At 72.8% G+C, this 18,539-nt stretch carries 18 protein-coding genes; 2 read left to right on the top strand and 16 right to left on the bottom strand.

Annotated features, from left to right (window positions below; genetic code table 11):
* Both ACZ6S8_RS13870 and pyrR read right to left on the bottom strand, forming a co-directional pair.
* Complete coding sequence (locus ACZ6S8_RS13870) at nucleotides 1-1,011, bottom strand: aspartate carbamoyltransferase catalytic subunit (RefSeq protein WP_469455348.1); 1,011 nt, start codon at nucleotides 1,009-1,011, stop codon at nucleotides 1-3.
* A 107-nt stretch (nucleotides 1,012-1,118) separates the two neighbouring features.
* On the bottom strand, nucleotides 1,119-1,727 hold the full coding sequence (gene pyrR, locus ACZ6S8_RS13865; RefSeq protein WP_469455346.1) for a bifunctional pyr operon transcriptional regulator/uracil phosphoribosyltransferase PyrR: 609 nt from the start codon (nucleotides 1,725-1,727) through the stop codon (nucleotides 1,119-1,121).
* Nucleotides 1,728-1,998: 271 nt separating this feature from the next.
* Here pyrR and bldD point away from each other — a divergent pair, with 271 nt between their 5' ends.
* Nucleotides 1,999-2,499 carry a transcriptional regulator BldD gene (bldD, locus tag ACZ6S8_RS13860; protein WP_030026184.1) on the top strand — a complete coding sequence of 167 codons (501 nt, stop codon included), beginning with the start codon at nucleotides 1,999-2,001 and terminating at the stop codon, nucleotides 2,497-2,499.
* Between the two features lie 317 nt (nucleotides 2,500-2,816).
* Here bldD and nusB read toward each other — a convergent pair whose 3' ends face one another.
* The 14 genes from nusB to ACZ6S8_RS13790 all read right to left on the bottom strand — a co-directional run bounded on the left by nusB (nucleotide 2,817) and on the right by ACZ6S8_RS13790 (nucleotide 16,162).
* Nucleotides 2,817-3,251 (bottom strand): transcription antitermination factor NusB, encoded by a 435-nt coding sequence (nusB, locus tag ACZ6S8_RS13855; RefSeq protein ID WP_383923255.1) that lies wholly within the window; start codon nucleotides 3,249-3,251, stop codon nucleotides 2,817-2,819.
* 3 nt (nucleotides 3,252-3,254) lie between these two features.
* Nucleotides 3,255-3,821: an elongation factor P gene (efp, locus tag ACZ6S8_RS13850; RefSeq protein WP_469455343.1), complete on the bottom strand. Its 567-nt coding sequence runs from the start codon at nucleotides 3,819-3,821 to the stop codon at nucleotides 3,255-3,257.
* A 59-nt stretch (nucleotides 3,822-3,880) separates the two neighbouring features.
* Nucleotides 3,881-4,987 (bottom strand): aminopeptidase P family protein, encoded by a 1,107-nt coding sequence (locus ACZ6S8_RS13845; protein ID WP_469455341.1) that lies wholly within the window; start codon nucleotides 4,985-4,987, stop codon nucleotides 3,881-3,883.
* Nucleotides 4,988-5,105: 118 nt separating this feature from the next.
* Nucleotides 5,106-5,885 (bottom strand): AAA family ATPase, encoded by a 780-nt coding sequence (locus ACZ6S8_RS13840; protein WP_469455340.1) that lies wholly within the window; start codon nucleotides 5,883-5,885, stop codon nucleotides 5,106-5,108.
* A gap of 105 nt (nucleotides 5,886-5,990) precedes the next feature.
* Nucleotides 5,991-6,431: a type II 3-dehydroquinate dehydratase gene (aroQ, locus tag ACZ6S8_RS13835; protein ID WP_469455338.1), complete on the bottom strand. Its 441-nt coding sequence runs from the start codon at nucleotides 6,429-6,431 to the stop codon at nucleotides 5,991-5,993.
* Nucleotides 6,428-7,519, bottom strand: coding sequence for a 3-dehydroquinate synthase (gene aroB / locus ACZ6S8_RS13830; protein ID WP_469455336.1), 1,092 nt, complete (start codon nucleotides 7,517-7,519; stop codon nucleotides 6,428-6,430). The genes aroQ and aroB overlap by 4 nt, the downstream gene beginning before the upstream one ends.
* Nucleotides 7,516-8,034 carry a shikimate kinase gene (locus ACZ6S8_RS13825; RefSeq protein ID WP_469455334.1) on the bottom strand — a complete coding sequence of 173 codons (519 nt, stop codon included), beginning with the start codon at nucleotides 8,032-8,034 and terminating at the stop codon, nucleotides 7,516-7,518. The genes aroB and ACZ6S8_RS13825 overlap by 4 nt, the downstream gene beginning before the upstream one ends.
* Nucleotides 8,031-9,215 (bottom strand): chorismate synthase, encoded by a 1,185-nt coding sequence (gene aroC / locus ACZ6S8_RS13820; RefSeq protein WP_469455332.1) that lies wholly within the window; start codon nucleotides 9,213-9,215, stop codon nucleotides 8,031-8,033. Before aroC ends, ACZ6S8_RS13825 begins: the two co-directional genes overlap by 4 nt.
* 189 nt (nucleotides 9,216-9,404) lie before the next feature.
* Nucleotides 9,405-10,232: a shikimate dehydrogenase gene (locus ACZ6S8_RS13815; RefSeq protein ID WP_469455330.1), complete on the bottom strand. Its 828-nt coding sequence runs from the start codon at nucleotides 10,230-10,232 to the stop codon at nucleotides 9,405-9,407.
* Nucleotides 10,233-10,238: 6 nt separating this feature from the next.
* Nucleotides 10,239-12,092, bottom strand: a complete 1,854-nt coding sequence (mltG, locus tag ACZ6S8_RS13810) for an endolytic transglycosylase MltG (RefSeq protein WP_469455328.1) — start codon at nucleotides 12,090-12,092, stop codon at nucleotides 10,239-10,241.
* Nucleotides 12,093-12,221: 129 nt separating this feature from the next.
* Nucleotides 12,222-12,692: a Holliday junction resolvase RuvX gene (gene ruvX / locus ACZ6S8_RS13805; protein ID WP_469455326.1), complete on the bottom strand. Its 471-nt coding sequence runs from the start codon at nucleotides 12,690-12,692 to the stop codon at nucleotides 12,222-12,224.
* The gene (gene alaS, locus ACZ6S8_RS13800) at nucleotides 12,692-15,361 is read right to left on the bottom strand and encodes an alanine--tRNA ligase (protein WP_469455324.1); all 2,670 of its coding nucleotides are present in this window, start codon (nucleotides 15,359-15,361) and stop codon (nucleotides 12,692-12,694) included. The genes ruvX and alaS overlap by 1 nt, the downstream gene beginning before the upstream one ends.
* Nucleotides 15,361-15,714, bottom strand: a complete 354-nt coding sequence (locus ACZ6S8_RS13795) for a DUF6167 family protein (protein ID WP_469455322.1) — start codon at nucleotides 15,712-15,714, stop codon at nucleotides 15,361-15,363. Before ACZ6S8_RS13795 ends, alaS begins: the two co-directional genes overlap by 1 nt.
* A 7-nt stretch (nucleotides 15,715-15,721) precedes the next feature.
* Nucleotides 15,722-16,162, bottom strand: a complete 441-nt coding sequence (locus ACZ6S8_RS13790) for a DUF948 domain-containing protein (protein ID WP_383923293.1) — start codon at nucleotides 16,160-16,162, stop codon at nucleotides 15,722-15,724.
* Between the two features lie 158 nt (nucleotides 16,163-16,320).
* Between ACZ6S8_RS13790 and ACZ6S8_RS13785 the strand changes: the two genes are divergently transcribed.
* Nucleotides 16,321-18,498, top strand: a complete 2,178-nt coding sequence (locus ACZ6S8_RS13785; RefSeq protein WP_469455320.1) for an ATP-binding protein — start codon at nucleotides 16,321-16,323, stop codon at nucleotides 18,496-18,498.
* Nucleotides 18,499-18,539: the final 41 nt, after the last annotated feature.

The raw sequence follows: 18,539 nt of genomic DNA, 5'->3' as shown, positions 1-18,539 counted from the left end.
TTACTTGCTCTCCTCGGTACGGGCGGCGGCGGGGGCGGGGGCGGGGGCGTTGCCCGTGGCAACGGCGGGCTCGGATCCTCCGAGCAGCAGGTACAGGACGGCCATCCGGGTGGACACGCCGTTGGCGACCTGCTCGACGGCCGTGCAGCGGTCGGAGTCGGCCACCTCGGCGGTGATCTCCATGCCGCGGTTCATCGGGCCGGGGTGCATCACGATGGCGTGCCCGGGCATCTTCGCCATGCGGTCGCCGTCGAGCCCGTACCGGCGGGAGTACTCGCGCTCGGTCGGGAAGAAGGCGGCGTTCATGCGTTCGCGCTGCACACGCAGCATCATCACCGCATCGGACTTCGGCAGCACCTCGTCGAGGTCGTACGAGACCTCGCAGGGCCAGCTGCCGATGCCGATCGGGACCAGCGTCGGCGGGGCCACGACGGTGACCTCGGCGCCGAGCGTGTGGAGCAGCTGGACGTTGGAGCGGGCCACCCGGCTGTGCAGGACGTCGCCCACGATGGTGATCCGGCGGCCGTCGAGGTCCTTGCCGAGGCCGGCGTCGCGGCCGACCAGGCGGCGGCGCATGGTGAAGGCGTCCAGCAGGGCCTGGGTGGGGTGCTCGTGGGTGCCGTCGCCGGCGTTGACCACGGCGGAGTCGATCCAGCCGGAGGTCGCGAGCCGGTAGGGGGCGCCGGAGGCGTGGTGGCGGATGACGACCGCGTCGGCGCCCATGGCCTCCAGGGTCAGGGCGGTGTCCTTCAGGGATTCGCCCTTGGAAACCGAGGAACCCTTCGCGGAGAAGTTGATGACGTCCGCGGAGAGCCGCTTGGCGGCCGCCTCGAAGGAGATCCGGGTGCGGGTCGAGTCCTCGAAGAACAGGTTGACGACGGTGAGGCCGCGCAGGGTGGGCAGCTTCTTGATCGGCCGGTCCGCGACACGGGCCATCTCCTCGGCGGTGTCGAGGATCAGGACGGCGTCGTCGCGCGTGAGATCGGCGGCCGAGATGAGGTGGCGCTTCATCTGGATGGCTCCGTAGGTCGGGAGGGCAGGCAGGCTGAGGGGCGTGGCTGACGTGCGGCAGGGCAGGCTGCGGCGCGGACCCGCGAGGGGGCCCGGACCGGTGCGGGCTACTGCTGCCCGGCCGCCTGGGGGGTCCGCTGGCCGAGCAGCACGGCGTCGCGGCCGTCCTCCTCCTGGAGCTGGACCTTGACGGTCTCGCGCAGCGACGTCGGGAGGTTCTTCCCGACGTAGTCGGCGCGGATCGGGAGCTCGCGGTGGCCGCGGTCGACGAGGACGGCGAGCTGCACGGCGCGGGGGCGGCCGAGGTCGCCGAGCGCGTCGAGGGCGGCGCGGATGGTGCGGCCGGAGAAGAGCACGTCGTCGACGAGGACGACGAGGCGGCCGTCGAGGTCGTCACCGGGGATCTCGGTGCGGCCGATGGCGCGGGCCGGCTTCAACCGGAGGTCGTCGCGGTACATGGTGATGTCGAGGGAGCCGACCGGGATCTTCGTACCGGTGATCTCTTCGAGCTTGGCGGCCAGCCGGCGGGCGAGGTGGACACCGCGGGTGGGGATGCCGAGGAGCACCACGTCGTCGGCGCCCTTGGCGCGTTCGACGATCTCGTGGGCGATGCGGGTCAGGACCCGGGCGATGTCCTGCGTGTCGAGCACGGGGCGCATCGAGCGATCCTGCTCGGTCGTCGGACCTGCGGGCTGAGCGGCGTTCTGAGCGTCCATGGAAGGACCTCCTTCTCCGCCTCACGGGACGGACCTTAAAGGACGTCTGATGTACGTCCCACACGGTACCAGGGGCAGGTGGGCGCCCCGGCACCGGCCCGGGGCGGGAGGGCTCCGAGGGGGCGTGCGGGGTGCCTCGCGAGGGGCTGATGGGGAGCATTCGGCTTGACGCATCCAAGTAACGCTGCGTAACCTCACAGTGAGTTACCAGCCGCGCGGCGGAGCCGCACGTTGTCCATGTCGTCACAGCGTCACAGCGTCCGGGAGCGTTATGTCCAGCGAATACGCCAAACAGCTCGGGGCCAAGCTCCGCGCCATCCGCACCCAGCAGGGCCTTTCCCTCCACGGTGTCGAGGAGAAGTCGCAGGGCCGTTGGAAGGCCGTGGTGGTCGGTTCCTACGAGCGCGGGGACCGCGCCGTGACCGTCCAGCGCCTCGCCGAGCTGGCGGACTTCTACGGGGTTCCGGTGCAGGAGCTGCTGCCGGGCACGACTCCCGGCGGAGCGGCCGAGCCGCCGCCGAAGCTCCGGCTGGACCTGGAGCGCCTGGCGGGCGTGCCCGCCGAGAAGGCCGGCCCCCTCCAGCGGTACGCGGCCACCATCCAGAGCCAGCGCGGCGACTACAACGGCAAGGTGCTGTCGATCCGCCAGGACGACCTGCGCACCCTCGCCGTCATCTACGACCAGTCGCCCTCGGTCCTGACCGAGCAGCTGATCAGCTGGGGCGTCCTGGACGCGGACGCGCGTCGCGCGGTGGCGCACGAGGACGTGTAGTCCCTCGGGCCCAGGCCCAGCAGAAACGTTTACCGGTGGGTTCCGGGACCTCGCGAGAGGCCCCTGGGACCCACCGGTTTTCTTTTGGGCCGGGGCGCGTGCCCGTGCGGGCCCGACACCCGGGCGTGGGGGGGGGGGGGGGGGGGCGCGGCGCGGGGGGGGGGGGGCCGGGGCGGGGGGGGGGGGGGGGGGGGCGGGGGGCGGGGGCGGGGGGGGCCCCCCCCCCGGGGCCCCGGCGGGGCCCCCCCCCGGGGGGGGGGGGGCCCCCTTCCGTACGGCGCGGGGCGCCGGTGCCCTGCCTGGGCGGTGCCGTGCGGTCAGCTCTCGCTGCGGCGCAGGTTCGGCTTCAGGTCCTTGAAGCGGGCCAGCAGCCCGTTCACGAACGAGGGGGACTCGTCCGTCGAGAACTCCTTCGCCAGCTGGACCGCCTCGTCGATGGCCACGGCGTCCGGGGTGTCGTCCACCCAGATCAGCTCGTACGCGCCGAGCCGCAGGATGTTCCGGTCGACGACCGGCATGCGGTCGAGCTCCCAGTCCACCGCGTAGGTGACGATGAGGTCGTCGATGCGGTCCACCTTGTCGGCGTACCCCTCGACGAGGTCCATCGTGAAGTCGCCGACCGGCGGCTGCCGGTCGTCCGACCTCGAGTGGCGGATCCAGTCCGCGAGGACCTCGCGCACGGGAACCCCGCGCTGGTCGGCCTCGAACAGGATCTGGAAGGCGCGCTTGCGCGCATTGCTCCGAGCAGCCACGGGTTAGTTGCTCTTCCGGCCGAGGTAGTCGCTGGTGCGGGTGTCGACCTTGACGGTCTCGCCGGTGGTGACGAACAGCGGGACCTGGATCTCGTAGCCGGTCTCCAGCGTGGCGGGCTTGGTGCCGCCGGTGGAGCGGTCGCCCTGGACGCCCGGGTCGGTGTGCTCGATCTTGAGCTCGACCGCGGCCGGGAGCTCGACGTAGAGCACCTCGCCCTCGTGCTGGGCGACGGAGGCGGTGAAGCCCTCGATCAGGAAGTTGGCGGCGTCGCCGACGGCCTTCCTGTCGACCATCAGCTGGTCGAAGGTGGACATGTCCATGAAGACGAAGTATTCGCCGTCCATGTACGAGAACTGCATGTCACGGCGGTCGATGGTGGCCGTCTCGACCTTCGTGCCGGCGTTGAACGTCTTGTCGACGACCTTGCCGGACATCACGCTCTTCAGCTTGGTGCGCACGAAGGCCGGGCCCTTGCCGGGCTTGACGTGCTGGAACTCGACGACGGACCAGAGCTGGCCCCCGTCGAGCTTCAGCACCATGCCGTTCTTGAGGTCGTTCGTGGAAGCCACGGTTGCGGAATCTCCTGCACTGGAAGACCACGGGTGCGCGCACAGTCCGGCGGAGCGGACTAGAGCGCGAGCAGCTCCTTGGTCGTAATGGTGAGTAGCTCGGGACCGCCGTCCGCCTCGGGGCGCACGACGAGCGTGTCATCGATCCGGACACCTCCCCGGCCCGGGAGGTGAACCCCCGGTTCGACGGTGACCGGCACGCAAGCGTCCAGTTTACCCATTGCCGTAGGTGCAAGCTGCGGGTCCTCGTCGATTTCGAGACCGACGCCGTGCCCGGTCCACGGGGCCAGGGCCTCGCCGTGGCCCGCGGAGTCCAGTACGGAGCGCGCCGCGTGGTCCACGTCGCGGTACGCGGCCCCCGGCAGCAGGGCCTCGCGACCGGCCCGCTGGGCGGCGAAGACCAGGTCGTACAGCTCGATCTGCCAGCTCGCGGGGGTGGTGCCGATCACGAAGGTGCGGCCGATCTCGCACCGGTAGCCGCGGTAGCTCGCGCCGAGGCTGACGGTGAGGAAGTCGCCCTCCTCCACCCGCCGGTCGGAGGGCCGGTGCCGGGAGCGGCCGGAGTGCGGGCCGGTGCCGACGGAGGTCGGGAAGGCCGGGCCGTCCGCCCCGTGGTCGACGAGGCGGCGCTCCAGCTCCAGGGCGAGGTGCCGTTCGGTGCGCCCGACGAGGATCGACTCCAGGAGTTCGCCGAGGGCCTGGTCGGCGATCTCGGCGGCGATCCGCAGGCAGGCGATCTCCTCCTCGTCCTTGACGAGGCGCTGCTGCTCCACCGCCAGTCCCAGGTCCGCCAGCCGCAGCCGGGGCGCCACGGAGCGCAGGGCCCGGTGCCGGGCCACCGTGAGGTGGTGCTCCTCCACCGCCAGGGAGTCGGCGCGTACGGAGGCGGCCAGGTCCGCGGCCGCGACGGCCGGGTCCCCGGCGGGTCCGGACAGCACGGAGACCGCCAGCCGGTCGTCGAGGCGCCCCTCGTCGGCCTCCCCGGTCGGGACCCCGGCGCTGAACAGCACGTCCTCGGAGGGCCCGACCAGGAGCACGGCGCCCTGCGGGGAGGCCCCGGAGAGGTAGCGGACGTTCGCCGGCCGTGTGATCAGCGCGGCTGCGTTCCCCGCGGCGGCGCAGCGGTCGCGGAGCAGTTCCCGGCGGGCGGCGTACACGTCTGACATGTCTTCGAGCGTACGAGCGCCCCGCCCATCCGGCCCGGCGAGCGCGTCCGGCCGGGGCCGTACGGCGCCGCCGGCGAGCACCGCGGCAGCGCCGCGGCGGCGGCGTCGCGCGCGCCCGTCACCAGGAGGGGGGAGCCGCGATGGCCCGGGCCAGGGTCTCGTCGAGGGCCCGGGCCGTCCCCTCCACGTCGAGGTGGGAGTTGTCGATGATCGGCAGTCCGGAGCCGTACCAGCCGGCCATCCGGCCGTGGATCCGCGCGACCTCCTCGTCGGAGAGCCTGCGGTTTCCGGAGCGGGCCGCGTTGCGCTCCAGGACGATCTCCAGGCCGGGCAGCAGCACCACGGGCAGCAGGGCGGGGCCCACGTGCCGCTTCCAGCCGCCCAGACCGACGACCGGCCGGTCCGGGAACACGGCGTCGTCGAGGATGCAGGAGATGCCGTTGGCCAGGTAGTTGCGGGCGGCGAAGCCGCACGTGCGGCGGGCGAGACGGTACTGGGCCTCGGAGTGCTCGTTCCAACCCGCCTGCGGGTCGGCGAAGCCCGAGCAGACCCATTCCCGGACGTCGTCCAGGCTGACGTGGGCGGTCGGCACCGGGCGGGTGCCGGCCCAGTGCCGGGCCACGGTGGTCTTGCCCGCGCCGGCGGGGCCGATCAGCAGGACCGCGAGGGTGGCCCCTCCCGTGCCCGGGCCGGCGGGCGGCAGCGGGATGTGGCCGGTGGGCTCCGGTACCGGGGGCACCGCCCCCGTCGCCGAACCCGGGTAGGCGGGCGCCGCCGGCGGGTGCGGGGCGTTGCCCGGCCAGCCCTGGGCCGGCGGTATCGGCGGCTGCGGCGGCGCCGCCGGACGCGGTCCCGGCTGTCCCCAGCCCGCGCCCCCGCCGCCCACTCCTTGCTGCATCCGCTGCCACTCCGTCTCGTTCCGGCGACTGATGCGAGAACGTTATATGACCCCGGAGGCCCGGCGGTCCACCAGGACCGCCGGGCCGGGCCGGAGCAGCGGGTATCAGGCCGTGATCTCGTCCGCCAGCGCGCGCAGCGCGAGGCGGTAGGACCCGATGCCGAAGCCCGCCACGGTCCCGGTCGCCACCGAGGCGATGACCGAGGTGTGCCGGAACTCCTCGCGGGCGTACGGGTTCGAGATGTGCACCTCGATGAGCGGGGCGGTGCGCTGGGCGGCCGCGTCCCGCATGGCGTACGAGTAGTGCGTGAAGGCCCCCGGGTTGATCACGACGGGGATCTTGCCGTCGGCCGCCTCGTGCAGCCAGCGCACGAGCTGCCCCTCGTCGTTGGTCTCGCGGACCTCGACCTCGAAGCCGAGCTCCTCCCCCAGCGTGCGGCAGCTCTCGACGAGCCCGGCGTACGAGGTGGCACCGTACACGTCGGGCTCGCGCGAGCCGAGCCGGCCCAGGTTGGGGCCGTTCAGCACGAGGACGCGGCGGCTCACGCGGCGACCTCTCCGTACGCGGCCACGAGCACGGCCGGGTCGGGGCCTTCCAGGACGGTCGGCTTGGCCAGCCCGTCGAGGACGATGAACCGCAGCAGGTCGCCGCGGGACTTCTTGTCGAGCTTCATGGTCTCCAGCAGCTTGGGCCACTGGTCCCCGCGGTAGGTCAGCGGCAGCCCGACGGCTGCGAGGACGGCCTTGTGCCGGTCGGCGGTCGCGTCGTCGAGCCGGCCCGCGAGGCGGCCCAGCTCCGCGGCGAAGACCATGCCGACGGAGACGGCGGCGCCGTGCCGCCACTTGTAGCGCTCGTTCTTCTCGATGGCGTGCGCGAGGGTGTGGCCGTAGTTGAGGATCTCGCGGAGTCCGGACTCCTTGAGGTCGCTGGAGACCACGTCGGCCTTGACCTGGATGGAGCGGACGATGAGCTCGGCCGTGTGCGGGCCGGCGGGCGTCCGGGCCGCCTCCGGGTCGCCCTCGATCAGGTCGAGGATCACCGGGTCGGAGATGAACCCGGCCTTGATGATCTCGGCGAGGCCGCTGACGTAGTCGTTGACCGGCAGCGAGTCCAGGGCCGCCAGGTCGCAGAGCACTCCGGCCGGCGGGTGGAAGGCCCCCACGAGGTTCTTGCCCTCGGCGGTGTTGATGCCGGTCTTGCCGCCGACGGCCGCGTCGACCATCGCCAGGACGGTGGTCGGCACGGCGATCCAGCGCACCCCGCGCAGCCAGGAGGCCGCGACGAAGCCCGCGAGGTCGGTGGTGGCGCCGCCGCCGACGCCGACGATCACGTCGGTGCGGGTGAAGCCGGACTGCCCCAGCGCCTTCCAGCAGTACGCCGCGACCTCGATGGTCTTGGCCTCCTCGGCGTTCGGCACCTGGATGGCGACCGCCTCGAAGCCCTGGTCGGCCAGGTCGTCGCGCAGTGCCTCACCGGTCGAGGCCAGCGCCTCGGGGTGGATCACGGCGACCCGCTGGGCCTTCGTACCGATCAGGGAGCCCAGCTCACCGAGCAGCTGCCGCCCGACGAGCACGTCGTACGCGGCGTGTCCGGCGCTGGCGCCGACCTGGATGCGCGTCACCTGGTCTGTCATACGTCCTTCAACTCCAGAGCGTCGAGGACCGCCTGGGCGACCTCTTCGGGGGTGCGGTCGTCGGTGGCCACCACGACGCGCGCGACTTCGGTGTACAGCGGGCGCCGGGCGTCCATCAGCTCGCGCCACTGGCGGCGCGGGTTGACCGCGAGCAGCGGGCGCGCGGCGCCGAGCCCCACGCGCCGTACGGCCTCCTCGACGTCCATCGACAGGTAGGCGACGGGCAGGCCGGTCAGCAGCCCGCGGGTTCCCTCGTCGAGGACGGCGCCGCCGCCGAGGGCGAGGACGCCGGTGTGCTCGGCGACGGCGGCCGCGACGGCCTGCCGTTCCAGGGCGCGGAAGTACGGCTCGCCCTCGTCGACGAAGAGGTCGGAGATCTCCCGGCCCTGGGCGGCGACGATGTCGGCGTCGGTGTCCCGGTAGGGGACGCCGAGCCGGTCGGCGAGCAGCGCGCCGACCGTGGACTTGCCGGAGCCCATGGGGCCGACGAGGACGACCAGTGGTGCCCCGGTCACCGGATCTGCAGGTTGTCGAGGTACGACCGCACGTTGCGCCGGGTCTCGGGGACCGAGTCCCCGCCGAACTTCTCGACGACGGCGTCGGCGAGGACGAGCGCGACCATGGCCTCGGCGACGATGCCCGCGGCCGGGACGGCACACACGTCGGAGCGCTGGTGGTGGGCCACCGTCGCCTCGCCGGTCGCCACGTCCACGGTGGCCAGCGCGCGCGGCACGGTCGCGATGGGCTTCATCGCGGCCCGTACGCGCAGCAGCTCGCCGGTGGTCAGACCGCCCTCGGTGCCGCCGGAGCGGCCCGTGGTGCGCTTGAGGCCGTCCGCCGTGGAGACGATCTCGTCGTGTGCCTGCGAGCCGGGCACGCGGGCCAGGTCGAAGCCGTCGCCGACCTCGACGCCCTTGATGGCCTGGATGCCCATCAGGGCGGCGGCGAGGCGGGCGTCGAGGCGCCGGTCCCAGTGCACGTGCGAGCCGAGGCCGACGGGGACCCCGTACGCGAGGACCTCGACGACGCCGCCGAGGGTGTCGCCGTCCTTGTGGGCCTGGTCGATCTCGGCCACCATCGCCTTGCTCGCGTCGGCGTCGAGGCAGCGCACCGGGTCGGCGTCGAGCCTGTCCACGTCGGCGGGGGTCGGGTAGACGCCGTACGGGGCCTTGGCCGCGGCCAGTTCCACCACGTGCGAGACGATCTCGATGCCGGCGACCTCCTTGACGAAGGACCGGGCGACGGCGCCGAGGGCGACGCGGGCGGCCGTCTCACGGGCGCTGGCGCGCTCCAGGATCGGGCGGGCCTCGGAGAAGCCGTACTTCTGCATGCCGGCCAGGTCGGCGTGACCGGGACGGGGGCGGGTCAGCGGCGCGTTGCGGCCGGTCTCCTTGAGCAGCGAGGGGTCGACCGGATCGGCCGACATCACCGTCTCCCACTTCGGCCACTCGGTGTTGCCGATCATGACCGCGATCGGCGAACCCTGCGACAGTCCGTGGCGGACACCGCCGAGGAAGGTGATCTCGTCCTGCTCGAACTTCATCCGGGCGCCGCGGCCGTAGCCGAGCCGGCGCCGGGCCAGGTGGTCGGCCACCAGCTCCGTGGTGACGGGGACGCCGGCGGGAAGGCCCTCCAGCGTCGCTACCAGCGCCGGTCCGTGCGACTCCCCGGCGGTCAGCCAACGCAACCTGCTCAACGATGCTCCTCATGCTCGCGCCTGGTACAGCGACGGCGCGAACGGGTGCGCGGCCCGGACCCGCCGTACCCGATCCTCCCATGTCCCGGCCGGTGCCCGGCCCTCCGGTCCAGCTGTCGGACGGCCGCGCACCGGGGGACGGACGAAGACCGGCCGGGGCGCGGGCTCACCGGGCACCGCGGGGCGGGGTCAGTGGCGGGCCGAGAGCGCGGCCTCGCCCGCGGCCCGCATGGCCGCCAGCGGCGCCGGGACCTTCCCCGTCATCTGCTCGACCTGGAGGACCGCCTGGTGGACCAGGAGGTCCAGGCCGCCGAGGAGGGTGCCGCCGCGCCCGGTCCAGGCCGCGGCGAGCGCGGTCGGCCAGGGGTCGTACAGCACGTCGAAGAGGGTGCCCGGGGCGTCCGGTACGGCGGCGGCCAGCGCGTCGGTGGCGCCGGCCGGGGTGGTGGCGATCACCAGCGGCTCGGCCAGCGCCCGGGCCGCGTCCGCCCAGTCGGCCGTGCGGACGGGGACGCCGAGGCGCTCGCCCCACTGCCGCATCTCGTCGGCGCGGGCCCGCGAGCGGACGTACGCCGTGACCTCGCCGGTGCAGATCCGCCCGAGGGCGGCGAGGGCGGAGGAGGCGGTGGCGCCCGCGCCGAGGACGGCGGCGGACGGCACCTCGTCGATGCCGCGCTCGTGGAGCGCGGCGACGATGCCGGGGATGTCGGTGTTGTCGCCGAGGCGCCGGCCGTCCTCGGTGAGGACGACCGTGTTGACCGCCTCGACCGAGGCGGCGGTGTCGCTGATGCCGTCGAGGAGCGGGATGACCGCCCGCTTCAGCGGCATCGTCAGCGACAGCCCCGCCCACTCGGGGCCCATCGCCGCCACGAATCCGGGGAGCGCGGCCTCGTCGACCTCGAAGCGGTCGTAGGTCCGGTCGTCGAGACCGAGCTCCCGGTAGGCGGCACGGTGCAGCACCGGTGAGAGGGAGTGCTCGATGGGTGAACCGAGCACCGCTGCCCGTATCCGTGACATGTCCTGCTACCCGCCGTTCTTCTGCTTCTGCCGCTCGAGGAACTCCGCGGCCAGCCTCTGGTGCTCCTCGTAGGTCTTGGTGAAGGTCGTCTTGTCGCCGTCGACCGACACGAAGAACATCCAGCCGCCCTGGTCGGGGTTGAGCGTGGCGTTGATCGCGTCGGCGCCGGGGTTGCCGATCGGGGCCGGCGGCAGTCCCTTGACGAAGTGCGTGTTGTAGGGGTGGTCGAAGGCCCTGGCCTCCTTGAGCGAGAAGTTGATCTCGCTCGTGCCCTTGATGTAGTTGTACGTCGAGTCGAACTCGAGCTTCTGGTTGGTGACGTCGTTCGTCTTCTTGAGGCGGTTGTAGACCACCTCCGCCATCTTCCGGAAGTCGTCGTGGTTCTTGCCCTCGGCGTTGACGAGGCTCGCGACCGTGACCACCTGGAGCGGGTTCTCCAGACCGAGGTCCTTGGCCTTGCCCTCGATGCCCAGCTCGGTGTACTTGTCCGTCGCGTTCTTGACCATCTGCCGGAGCAGGGACTCGGGCGTGCTGTCCTGGCTGAGGTCGTAGCGCGCCGGGTAGAGAAACCCTTCCAGCGGGTCCATGATCTTCGGGTTGTTGTTGGCCCAGGCGGGCAGGCCGAGGTTCTTGACCTCGCGCTGGGCGATGTCGCGGGTGGTGCCCTCGGGCTTCTTCAGCTTCTTGTCGATCGCCTCGTAGACCTTGGCGTTGCGCCAGCCCTCGGCGACGGTCAGGACGTTCAGCTTGGACGGGTCCGTCATGAACTCGACCGCCGACGCCGCCGACATCCCCTTCTTCAGGGGGTAGACGCCGGGCTGGATCTTGCTGCCGTTCGGATTGGCGGTGGCCGCGTCCACGAAGGCCTGGGCGCTGGCGACCACGCCGGCCGCCTTCAGGATGCGGCCCATCTGGCCGAGCCCGGCGCCCTGGGGGATCGTCACCTCGACGGTCTCGCCGGAGCCCTCGCCCGCGAAGTCCGCGGCGGAGCCGAAGCGGTCCTTGATGTACGTGTAGCCGTAGTAACCGCCGCCGCCGACCACGCCGATGATCACCACGGCGGCGATCAGGCAGGCCGCGCCGCTGCGCCGCTTGGGCTTGCCGCCCTTGGACCGGCCGCCCCTGCGCCCGTCGCCGGGGTCGTCCCCGTCGTCGCCGCCCCCGGCCAGGAAGCCGTCGGTCTCACCGGCCGGCGCGTCGTCCTCGGGCAGCTCCTCGACCGGCTCGGGCTCCAGGTGCCGGCGGCCCGGGGGCTGCGGCGGCGGGAAGGCGTCGGGCCTCGTGTACAGGTCCGGGGTCTCGCCGGGGTAGCCGGCGGCGGTCTGCTGGGCGTACGGGTCCGTCCCGGCGTAGGCGTCCGTCTGCGCGGCGGCGGCGACGTACTGGCCCTGGCCGGTGTCCCAGCCCTGGGAGTCGTACACCGACGGCTGCTGGGGCTGGGCCTGGGGGTACGCCTGCTGAGCGGCGTACATCTGCTGGTGCTGCTGGGCTTGCTGGTGCTGGGGCTGCTGCTGCTGTGCCTGCGCGTACTGCTGCGCATCGCCGAACGGGGGTTCGGCGGCGTACTGCTGCTGCCCGGGGTGCTGCTGGTACTGCGGGTCCTGGTACTGCTGCTCCGCGTACTGCTGCGGGTACTGCGGGTCGCGGTAGTCCGGGTCCTGGTACTGCTGCTGCCCGTACTGCTGCTGACCCTGCTGCTGCTCCTGGTACTGCGGCTCCTGTGGGTACGGCTGCTGCGGGGCACCGCCGTAGGGCGCCTGGCCCTGCTGGGTCTGGTGCGCGGTCCACCCCTGGTCCCCGTACAGGGGGTCCTCGGGGTGCCACGGTTCGGAGCCGCGGCCCCGTCCATACTCAGTCATCGGTCCCCTAGAGCCGCGAGACGAAGGCCGCGGATTCGGTACTCCGCGACACCCGGTTCCGCCTCTTTGGTGGTAGGCGACGGCTTGTTCGAATGCCGTCTCATCGCGCGGAACGTTACCGTATCGCGATCAGACAACCACTTCGACGCACTCGCCAGGCGGATTACCTGATACCCGTTCGGTCTCCAGCGCGTTCTGCAGGATCACCACGGCGGCCGCCTGATCGATGACCGAACGGCCCTTCTTCGCGTTCCTCCCCGAGGCCCGCAGGCCCTGGGCGGCGGTGACCGTGGTCATCCGCTCGTCGACCAGACGCACCGTCACCGGCTTGATGCCCCTGGCCAGTTCGTTCGCGAAGGCGCGCACCTTGGCCGCGGCCGGCCCCTCCCGCCCGCTGAGCGAGCGGGGCAGGCCGACCACGACTTCGAGGGGTTCGTACTCCGCGACGAGCTGCCGCAGCCGCCGGTGGGCGAAGGGGATGTCCCGGCCCGGCACGGTCTCCACCGGTGTGGCGAGCACCCCGTCGGGGTCGCACGAGGCGACCCCGATCCGGGCGTCCCCGACATCGACGGCGAGCCGGCGGCCACGGCGCAGCGTCATCAGGCGGTCTCGCCCACGATGCGCTCGACGGCGGCGATGGCGTCGCCGACGGCGGCCGGGTCCTGGCCGCCGCCCTGGGCGACGTCCGGCTTGCCGCCGCCTCCGCCGCCGAGGGTCTTGGCGGCGGCGCGAACCAGGTCACCGGCCTTGAGACCGCGCTCGCGGGCGGCCTCGTTGGTGGCGATGACGGTCAGCGGGCGGTCGTTCGCCACGGTGAACAGGGCCACGACGACCGGGCGGTCGCCCTGGATGCGGCCGCGGACGTCGAGGACCAGCTTGCGCAGGTCGTCGGCGCCGGTGCCGTCCGGCACCCGGCCGGTGACCACGGCGACGCCGCGTACGTCCTGGGCACCGGCGGCGAGGCCGGCGGCGGCCTGGAGGACCTTCTCCGCGCGGAACTTCTCGATCTCCTTCTCGGCGTCCTTCAGCTTGCCGAGCATGGAGGCGATCTTCTCCGGCAGCTCCTCCGGACGCCCCTTGACCAGCTCCTGGAGCTGGGCGACGACCGTGTGCTCCTTGGCGAGGAAGTTGTACGCGTCCACGCCGACCAGGGCCTCGACGCGGCGCACGCCGGAGCCGATGGAGGACTCGCCGAGCAGCTTCACCAGGCCCAGCTGGGCGGTGTTGCCGACGTGGGTGCCGCCGCACAGCTCCTTGGAGAAGTCGCCGATGGTCACGACGCGCACGCGCTCGCCGTACTTCTCGCCGAACTCGGCGATGGCGCCCTGCTTCTTCGCCTCGTCGATGCTCATGATCTCGGCGGTCACGTCGAGCTCGCGGGAGAGCACGTCGTTGATCTTCTGCTCGACGTCGGTCAGCACCGAGCCGGGGACGGCGTTCGGGGAGCCGAAGTCGAAGCGGAAGCGGCCCGGCGAGTTCTCGGATCCGGCCTGGGCGGCCGTCGGGCCGAGCGCGTCGCGCAGCGCCTGGTGCGTCAGGTGGGTGGCCGAGTGGGCCCGGGCGATGGCCCGGCGGCGGTGGATGTCGATGGCGGCGTACGCGGAGGCGCCCACCGTCACCTCGCCCACCTGGACGGAACCCTTGTGCACGGAGACGCCGGGAACCGGCTGCTGCACGTCGCGGACGACGATGACGGCGCCGGAGTCGAGCTTGATGCGGCCCTGGTCGGCGAGCTGGCCGCCGCCCTCGGCGTAGAAGGGGGTGCGGTCGAGGACGACCTCGACGTCGTCGCCCTCGGAGGCCGCGGGCGAGGAGACGCCGTTGACCAGCAGGCCGACGATGGTGGACTCGCCCTGGGTGGTGGCGTAGCCGGTGAACTCGGTGGCGCCGGAGCCGTCGGCGATCTGCCGGTAGGCGGACATGTCCGCGTGGCCGGTCTTCTTGGCCTTGGCGTCGGCCTTGGCCTGGTCGCGCTGCTGCTGCATGAGGCGGCGGAAGCCGTCCTCGTCCACGGAGAGGCCCTGTTCGGCGGCCATCTCCAGGGTCAGGTCGATCGGGAAGCCCCAGGTGTCGTGGAGCAGGAACGCCTTGTCGCCCGCGAGGACCGTGCCGCCGGTGGCCTTGGTCTCGGTGATGGCGGTGTCGAGGATGTTCGTGCCGCCCTTGACGGCCTTGAGGAACGCGGCCTCCTCGGCGAGAGCGACGGTCTCGATGCGCTTGCGGTCGGTGACGAGCTCCGGGTACTGGAGGCCCATGGTGTCGACCACGACGCCGATGAGCTCCTGGACGACCGGCCCGGTGGCACCCATGAGGCGCATGTTGCGGATGGCGCGGCGCATGATGCGGCGCAGCACGTAGCCGCGGCCCTCGTTGCCGGGGGTCACGCCGTCGCCGATGAGCATGGCCGAGGTGCGGATGTGGTCGGCGACCACGCGCAGCGAGACGTCCGTACCCTGGGCGGCGCCGTAGCGCACGCCGGTCAGCTCGGTGGCCTTGTCCATGACCACGCGCAGGGTGTCGGTCTCGTACATGTTCTGCACGCCCTGCAGGATCATCGCGAGGCGTTCGAGGCCGAGACCGGTGTCGATGTTCTGCGACGGCAGGTCGCCGAGGATCGGGAAGTCGTCCTTCCCGTCGCCGGCGCCGCGCTCGTACTGCATGAAGACCAGGTTCCAGATCTCCACGTAGCGCTCGTCGTTGACGGCCGGGCCGCCCTCGACGCCGAACTCGGGGCCGCGGTCGTAGTTGATCTCCGAGCACGGACCGCAGGGGCCGGGGACGCCCATGGACCAGAAGTTGTCCTTCTTGCCCAGGCGCTGGATGCGCTCGGCGGGGACGCCGATCTTCTCGCGCCAGATCTGCTCGGCCTCGTCGTCGTCGAGGTAGACGGTGATCCAGAGCTTCTCGGGCTCCAGGCCGTAGCCGCCGTCCGCCACGGAGCTGGTGAGCAGCTCCCAGGCGTACTGGATGGCGCCTTCCTTGAAGTAGTCCCCGAAGGAGAAGTTGCCGCACATCTGGAAGAACGTGCCGTGGCGGGTGGTCTTGCCGACCTCTTCGATGTCCGGCGTGCGCACGCACTTCTGCACGCTGGTGAGCCGGGGCGCGGGCGGCTTGACCTCGCCGAGGAAGTACGGCTTGAACGGGACCATGCCCGCGGGCACCAGCAGCAGAGTCGGGTCGTCCGCGATGAGCGACGCCGAAGGGACAACGGCGTGACCGCGCTCCTCGAAGAAGCTCAGCCAGCGGCGGCGGATTTCAGCCGACTCCATCAGTGGTCCTCATTCCGGTTGTACGAAAACTTCGGTCGTTCGGTGGTCTTGTCGTGCTGGTCGGGCTCGATGGCCCGCAGCCGCCGCGGCCCGGGCAGGGCGGTGACGTTGTCGGGCCGGTCGGGATCCTGGTGGAGCCCCAGTGCGTCGTTCAGCTCGTCCTCGCGCTGCGTCATTCCCGCCTTGACGTCGAGGGCGAAGTCCTTGAGGCGGTGCCCCGCTTCCACGGCCTTGTCCGCGGCCTGGGCGGCGAGGCTCTCCGGCGTCAGCTTCTTGAGGCGGCGGTTGACCTTGGTGGTGGCCCACACGCCGGCGGCTGCGCCGGCGGTGAACCAGAAGGCTCGGCGGAACATCGGAGTCTCAGCCCTTCTGCTTCCGGCGCCGGGCCGACGGCACCGTACGGCCGACGATCACGGTACGCCGGGATGTCTTGCGCGGCGCCCCGGCCGGTGCCGGGTCGGTCTTGCCCAGTGCCTTGCGCACCCCGTAGCCGAAGGCCGCGACCTTGACCAGCGGCCCGCCGAAGGCGGAAGCCACCGTGGAGGACAGGGCGGAGGCGTTGGAGGTGACCTCCTGGACGTCGCTCGCGATCGCGTCGACCCGGTCGAGCTGGGTGCGCGCGGAGCGGACCGTCGTGGAGGCGTCGGCCAGCAGCGGTACCGCCTGCTCGGTCACCTCGGCCACCAGCTTGCCGGTCGCCTTGAGCACCTGGGCCAGTCTCACCAGCACGACGGCGAGGAAGGACACCAGGATGGCCCAGAAGACGGCCACGAGGATTCCGGCCACCTCTCCACCGGACACGTCACACCGCTCTCTGTCTGTACTCGGACTGCCGGCCACTGGATCCGCCAATGGCCTTACGACCCTATCGCGCCGGAGATCCCCGCCCATACCGGAATACCGGCGGCGGCGCGAGCGCCTTGTACGCAGAGCTCCGTGAGCAGTACCCTCCGTGTCCCATGCGACACAGACCCCTACGAAACACCGCCCGGGGCAATCTTCCCTCGGAGCTGGGCCGATTCGTCGGGCGGGGTGGCGAACTCGCCGGGCTGGGCCGTCTCCTGGAGTCCTCGCGGCTCGTCACGGTGACCGGCGTGGGCGGGGTGGGCAAGTCCCGGCTGGTGCTCGCGGCGGCCCGCTCCGCGGCGGACGCGGGGCAGGAACGCCACTGCGACGGCGTGTGGCTGGCCGAGCTGGCCTCCGTGCGCGACCCGGCACTGCTGGAGGTCGCCGTCGCCGAGGCCCTCGGGCTGACCGACCACACCACCCGGCCGCCGCGGGCCGTGCTGGCCGCGCATCTGGCCGGGCGCCGGCTGCTGCTGGTCCTGGACGGCTTCGAGCAGCTGGTGGACGAGACCGCCGCCCTGGTACGGGAGCTGCTGCGCGCCTGTCCCGGCCTGCGGGTGCTGGCGGCGGGCCGCCGGCCGCTGGACCTGGACGGGGAGCGGGCCTTCCCGCTGGCCCCGCCGGCCCCCGAGGAGGCCCTCGCGCTGCTGGCCGAGCGGCTCCGGGCGGCCGATCCGGCCTTCGCGGTGACCGGGGCGAACCGGGCCGCGCTGGTCGAGCTGTGCGCCCGCCTCGACGGGATCCCGCTCGCCCTGGAACTGGCGGCGGGCCGGCTGCGGACCCTGTCGCCGGAGCAGGTGCTGGCGCGGCTGGAGGACCGTTTCGCGCTGCTGACGGGCGGGGCCCGCGGAGGACTCCCCCGGCACCGGGCGCTGCGCACGGCCATCGGCTGGAGCCACGAGCTGTGCACCGCCGCGGAGCGGCTGATGTGGGCGCGGCTGTCGGTGTTCGCCGGGCAGTTCGACCTCGACGCCGCCGAGTACGTGTGTGCGGGGCCGGACCTGCACGCGGACGACGTGCTGGACCTGGTCGGACAGCTCCTGGCCCAGTCCCTGCTGGTGCGGGAGGAGACCCCGGCCGGTGTGCGCTACCGGATGCTGGAGACCGTACGGGCGTACGGCGCGGGCTGGCTGGAGTCGCTCGGCGACGCCGGGCGGCTGCGGCGGCGGCACCGGGACTGGTACATGGGGCTGGCCACCTGGTGCGAGCTGGACTGGTTCAGCCCGCGCCAGGAGGCGGTGGCCGCGCTGGTGGAGGCGGAGCTGCCGAACCTGCGGCTCGCGCTGGAGTGCTGCCTGGACGAGCCGGACGAGGCGCACCTGGGCCAGTACCTGGCGGGCACCCTGTGGTTCTACTGGGCGGGCTGCGGCCGGCTCACCGAGGGCCGGCACTGGCTCGACCGGTCCCTGGAGGCGGCCGAGCGGCCGGTGGAGTACGAGGCCTCGCGGCTGAAGGCGCTGTGGGTGCTCGGCTACGTGGCGGCCCTGCAGGGGGACGCGGTGGCCTCGATGAGCGCCCTGTACGAGTGCCGGGACGCGGCGGCCCGGACGGACAACGCGGTGGCGGCCGCCTACGCGGTGCACCGGCTGGGCTGCCTGGCACTGGTCTCGGACGACATGACGCGGGCCGGGGAGCTGCTGGGCGGTGCGCTGGAACGGTACCGGGCGGCCGGGGAGCTGAACAGCAACGTACTGATGTGCCAGGTGGAGCTGGCGATGGCGCTGGCCTTCCAGGGGGACCTGGCGGGCGCGGCGACGCTGTGCGGCGAGGTGCGGGAGATCTGCGAGGAGCGCGGGGAGCGCTGGACGAAGGCGTACGCCCTGTACGTCCTCGCCTACGCGGCCCTGGACGCGGGGGGCACGGCCGAGGCGCGGCGGCTGCTGGCGGAGTGCGTGGCGATCAACCACGCGTTCCACGACCTGGTGGGGCTGGTGCTGGCGCTGGAGCTGCTGGCCCTGGTGACGGTCGCGGAGGGCGATCCGGTGGAGGCCGCCGTGCTCCAGGGCGCGGCGGAGCCGATGTGGGGAGGGGTGGGGCTCCAGCTGTTCGGCTCGGGGTACTTCAACGCGCCGCGGCTGATGTGCCGGGAGCGGGCCGGCGAACTGCTGGGCGCCGAGCGCTTCGCGGCGTACGCGGCCGAGGGGCGGGTGCTGAGCCGGGAGGCGCTGGTGGTGCGCGCGCTGCGCGGCCCCGGGGAGCCGGGCGGTACGGTCCCCGCGCCGCGCCCGGCCTGGCGCGGCGGCGCGCGGGGGTCCCGGGTGTCGCGCCGGGCGGCGGCGGACCAGCCGTAGCGGGCCGCGACGGGGAGGCGGGGAGGGGCGGGGCCGGGTAC

Source organism: Streptomyces sp. NPDC048461, assembly GCF_055587105.1.
This window is presented reverse-complemented; position numbering and strand designations above follow the sequence as displayed.

What these genes read in the sequence shown, in the direction of transcription:
- ACZ6S8_RS13845 (WP_469455341.1), bottom strand. Translation starts at nt 4,987, where the DNA reads ATGTCAGACGTGTACGCCGCCCGCCGGGAACTGCTCCGCGACCGCTGC.
- ACZ6S8_RS13795 (WP_469455322.1), bottom strand. Translation starts at nt 15,714, where the DNA reads ATGTTCCGCCGAGCCTTCTGGTTCACCGCCGGCGCAGCCGCCGGCGTG.
- ACZ6S8_RS13785 (WP_469455320.1), top strand. Translation starts at nt 16,321, where the DNA reads ATGCGACACAGACCCCTACGAAACACCGCCCGGGGCAATCTTCCCTCG.
- ACZ6S8_RS13840 (WP_469455340.1), bottom strand. Translation starts at nt 5,885, where the DNA reads ATGCAGCAAGGAGTGGGCGGCGGGGGCGCGGGCTGGGGACAGCCGGGA.
- ACZ6S8_RS13815 (WP_469455330.1), bottom strand. Translation starts at nt 10,232, where the DNA reads ATGTCACGGATACGGGCAGCGGTGCTCGGTTCACCCATCGAGCACTCC.
- ruvX (WP_469455326.1), bottom strand. Translation starts at nt 12,692, where the DNA reads ATGACGCTGCGCCGTGGCCGCCGGCTCGCCGTCGATGTCGGGGACGCC.
- mltG (WP_469455328.1), bottom strand. Translation starts at nt 12,092, where the DNA reads ATGACTGAGTATGGACGGGGCCGCGGCTCCGAACCGTGGCACCCCGAG.
- alaS (WP_469455324.1), bottom strand. Translation starts at nt 15,361, where the DNA reads ATGGAGTCGGCTGAAATCCGCCGCCGCTGGCTGAGCTTCTTCGAGGAG.
- bldD (WP_030026184.1), top strand. Translation starts at nt 1,999, where the DNA reads ATGTCCAGCGAATACGCCAAACAGCTCGGGGCCAAGCTCCGCGCCATC.
- pyrR (WP_469455346.1), bottom strand. Translation starts at nt 1,727, where the DNA reads ATGGACGCTCAGAACGCCGCTCAGCCCGCAGGTCCGACGACCGAGCAG.
- aroB (WP_469455336.1), bottom strand. Translation starts at nt 7,519, where the DNA reads ATGACAGACCAGGTGACGCGCATCCAGGTCGGCGCCAGCGCCGGACAC.
- ACZ6S8_RS13870 (WP_469455348.1), bottom strand. Translation starts at nt 1,011, where the DNA reads ATGAAGCGCCACCTCATCTCGGCCGCCGATCTCACGCGCGACGACGCC.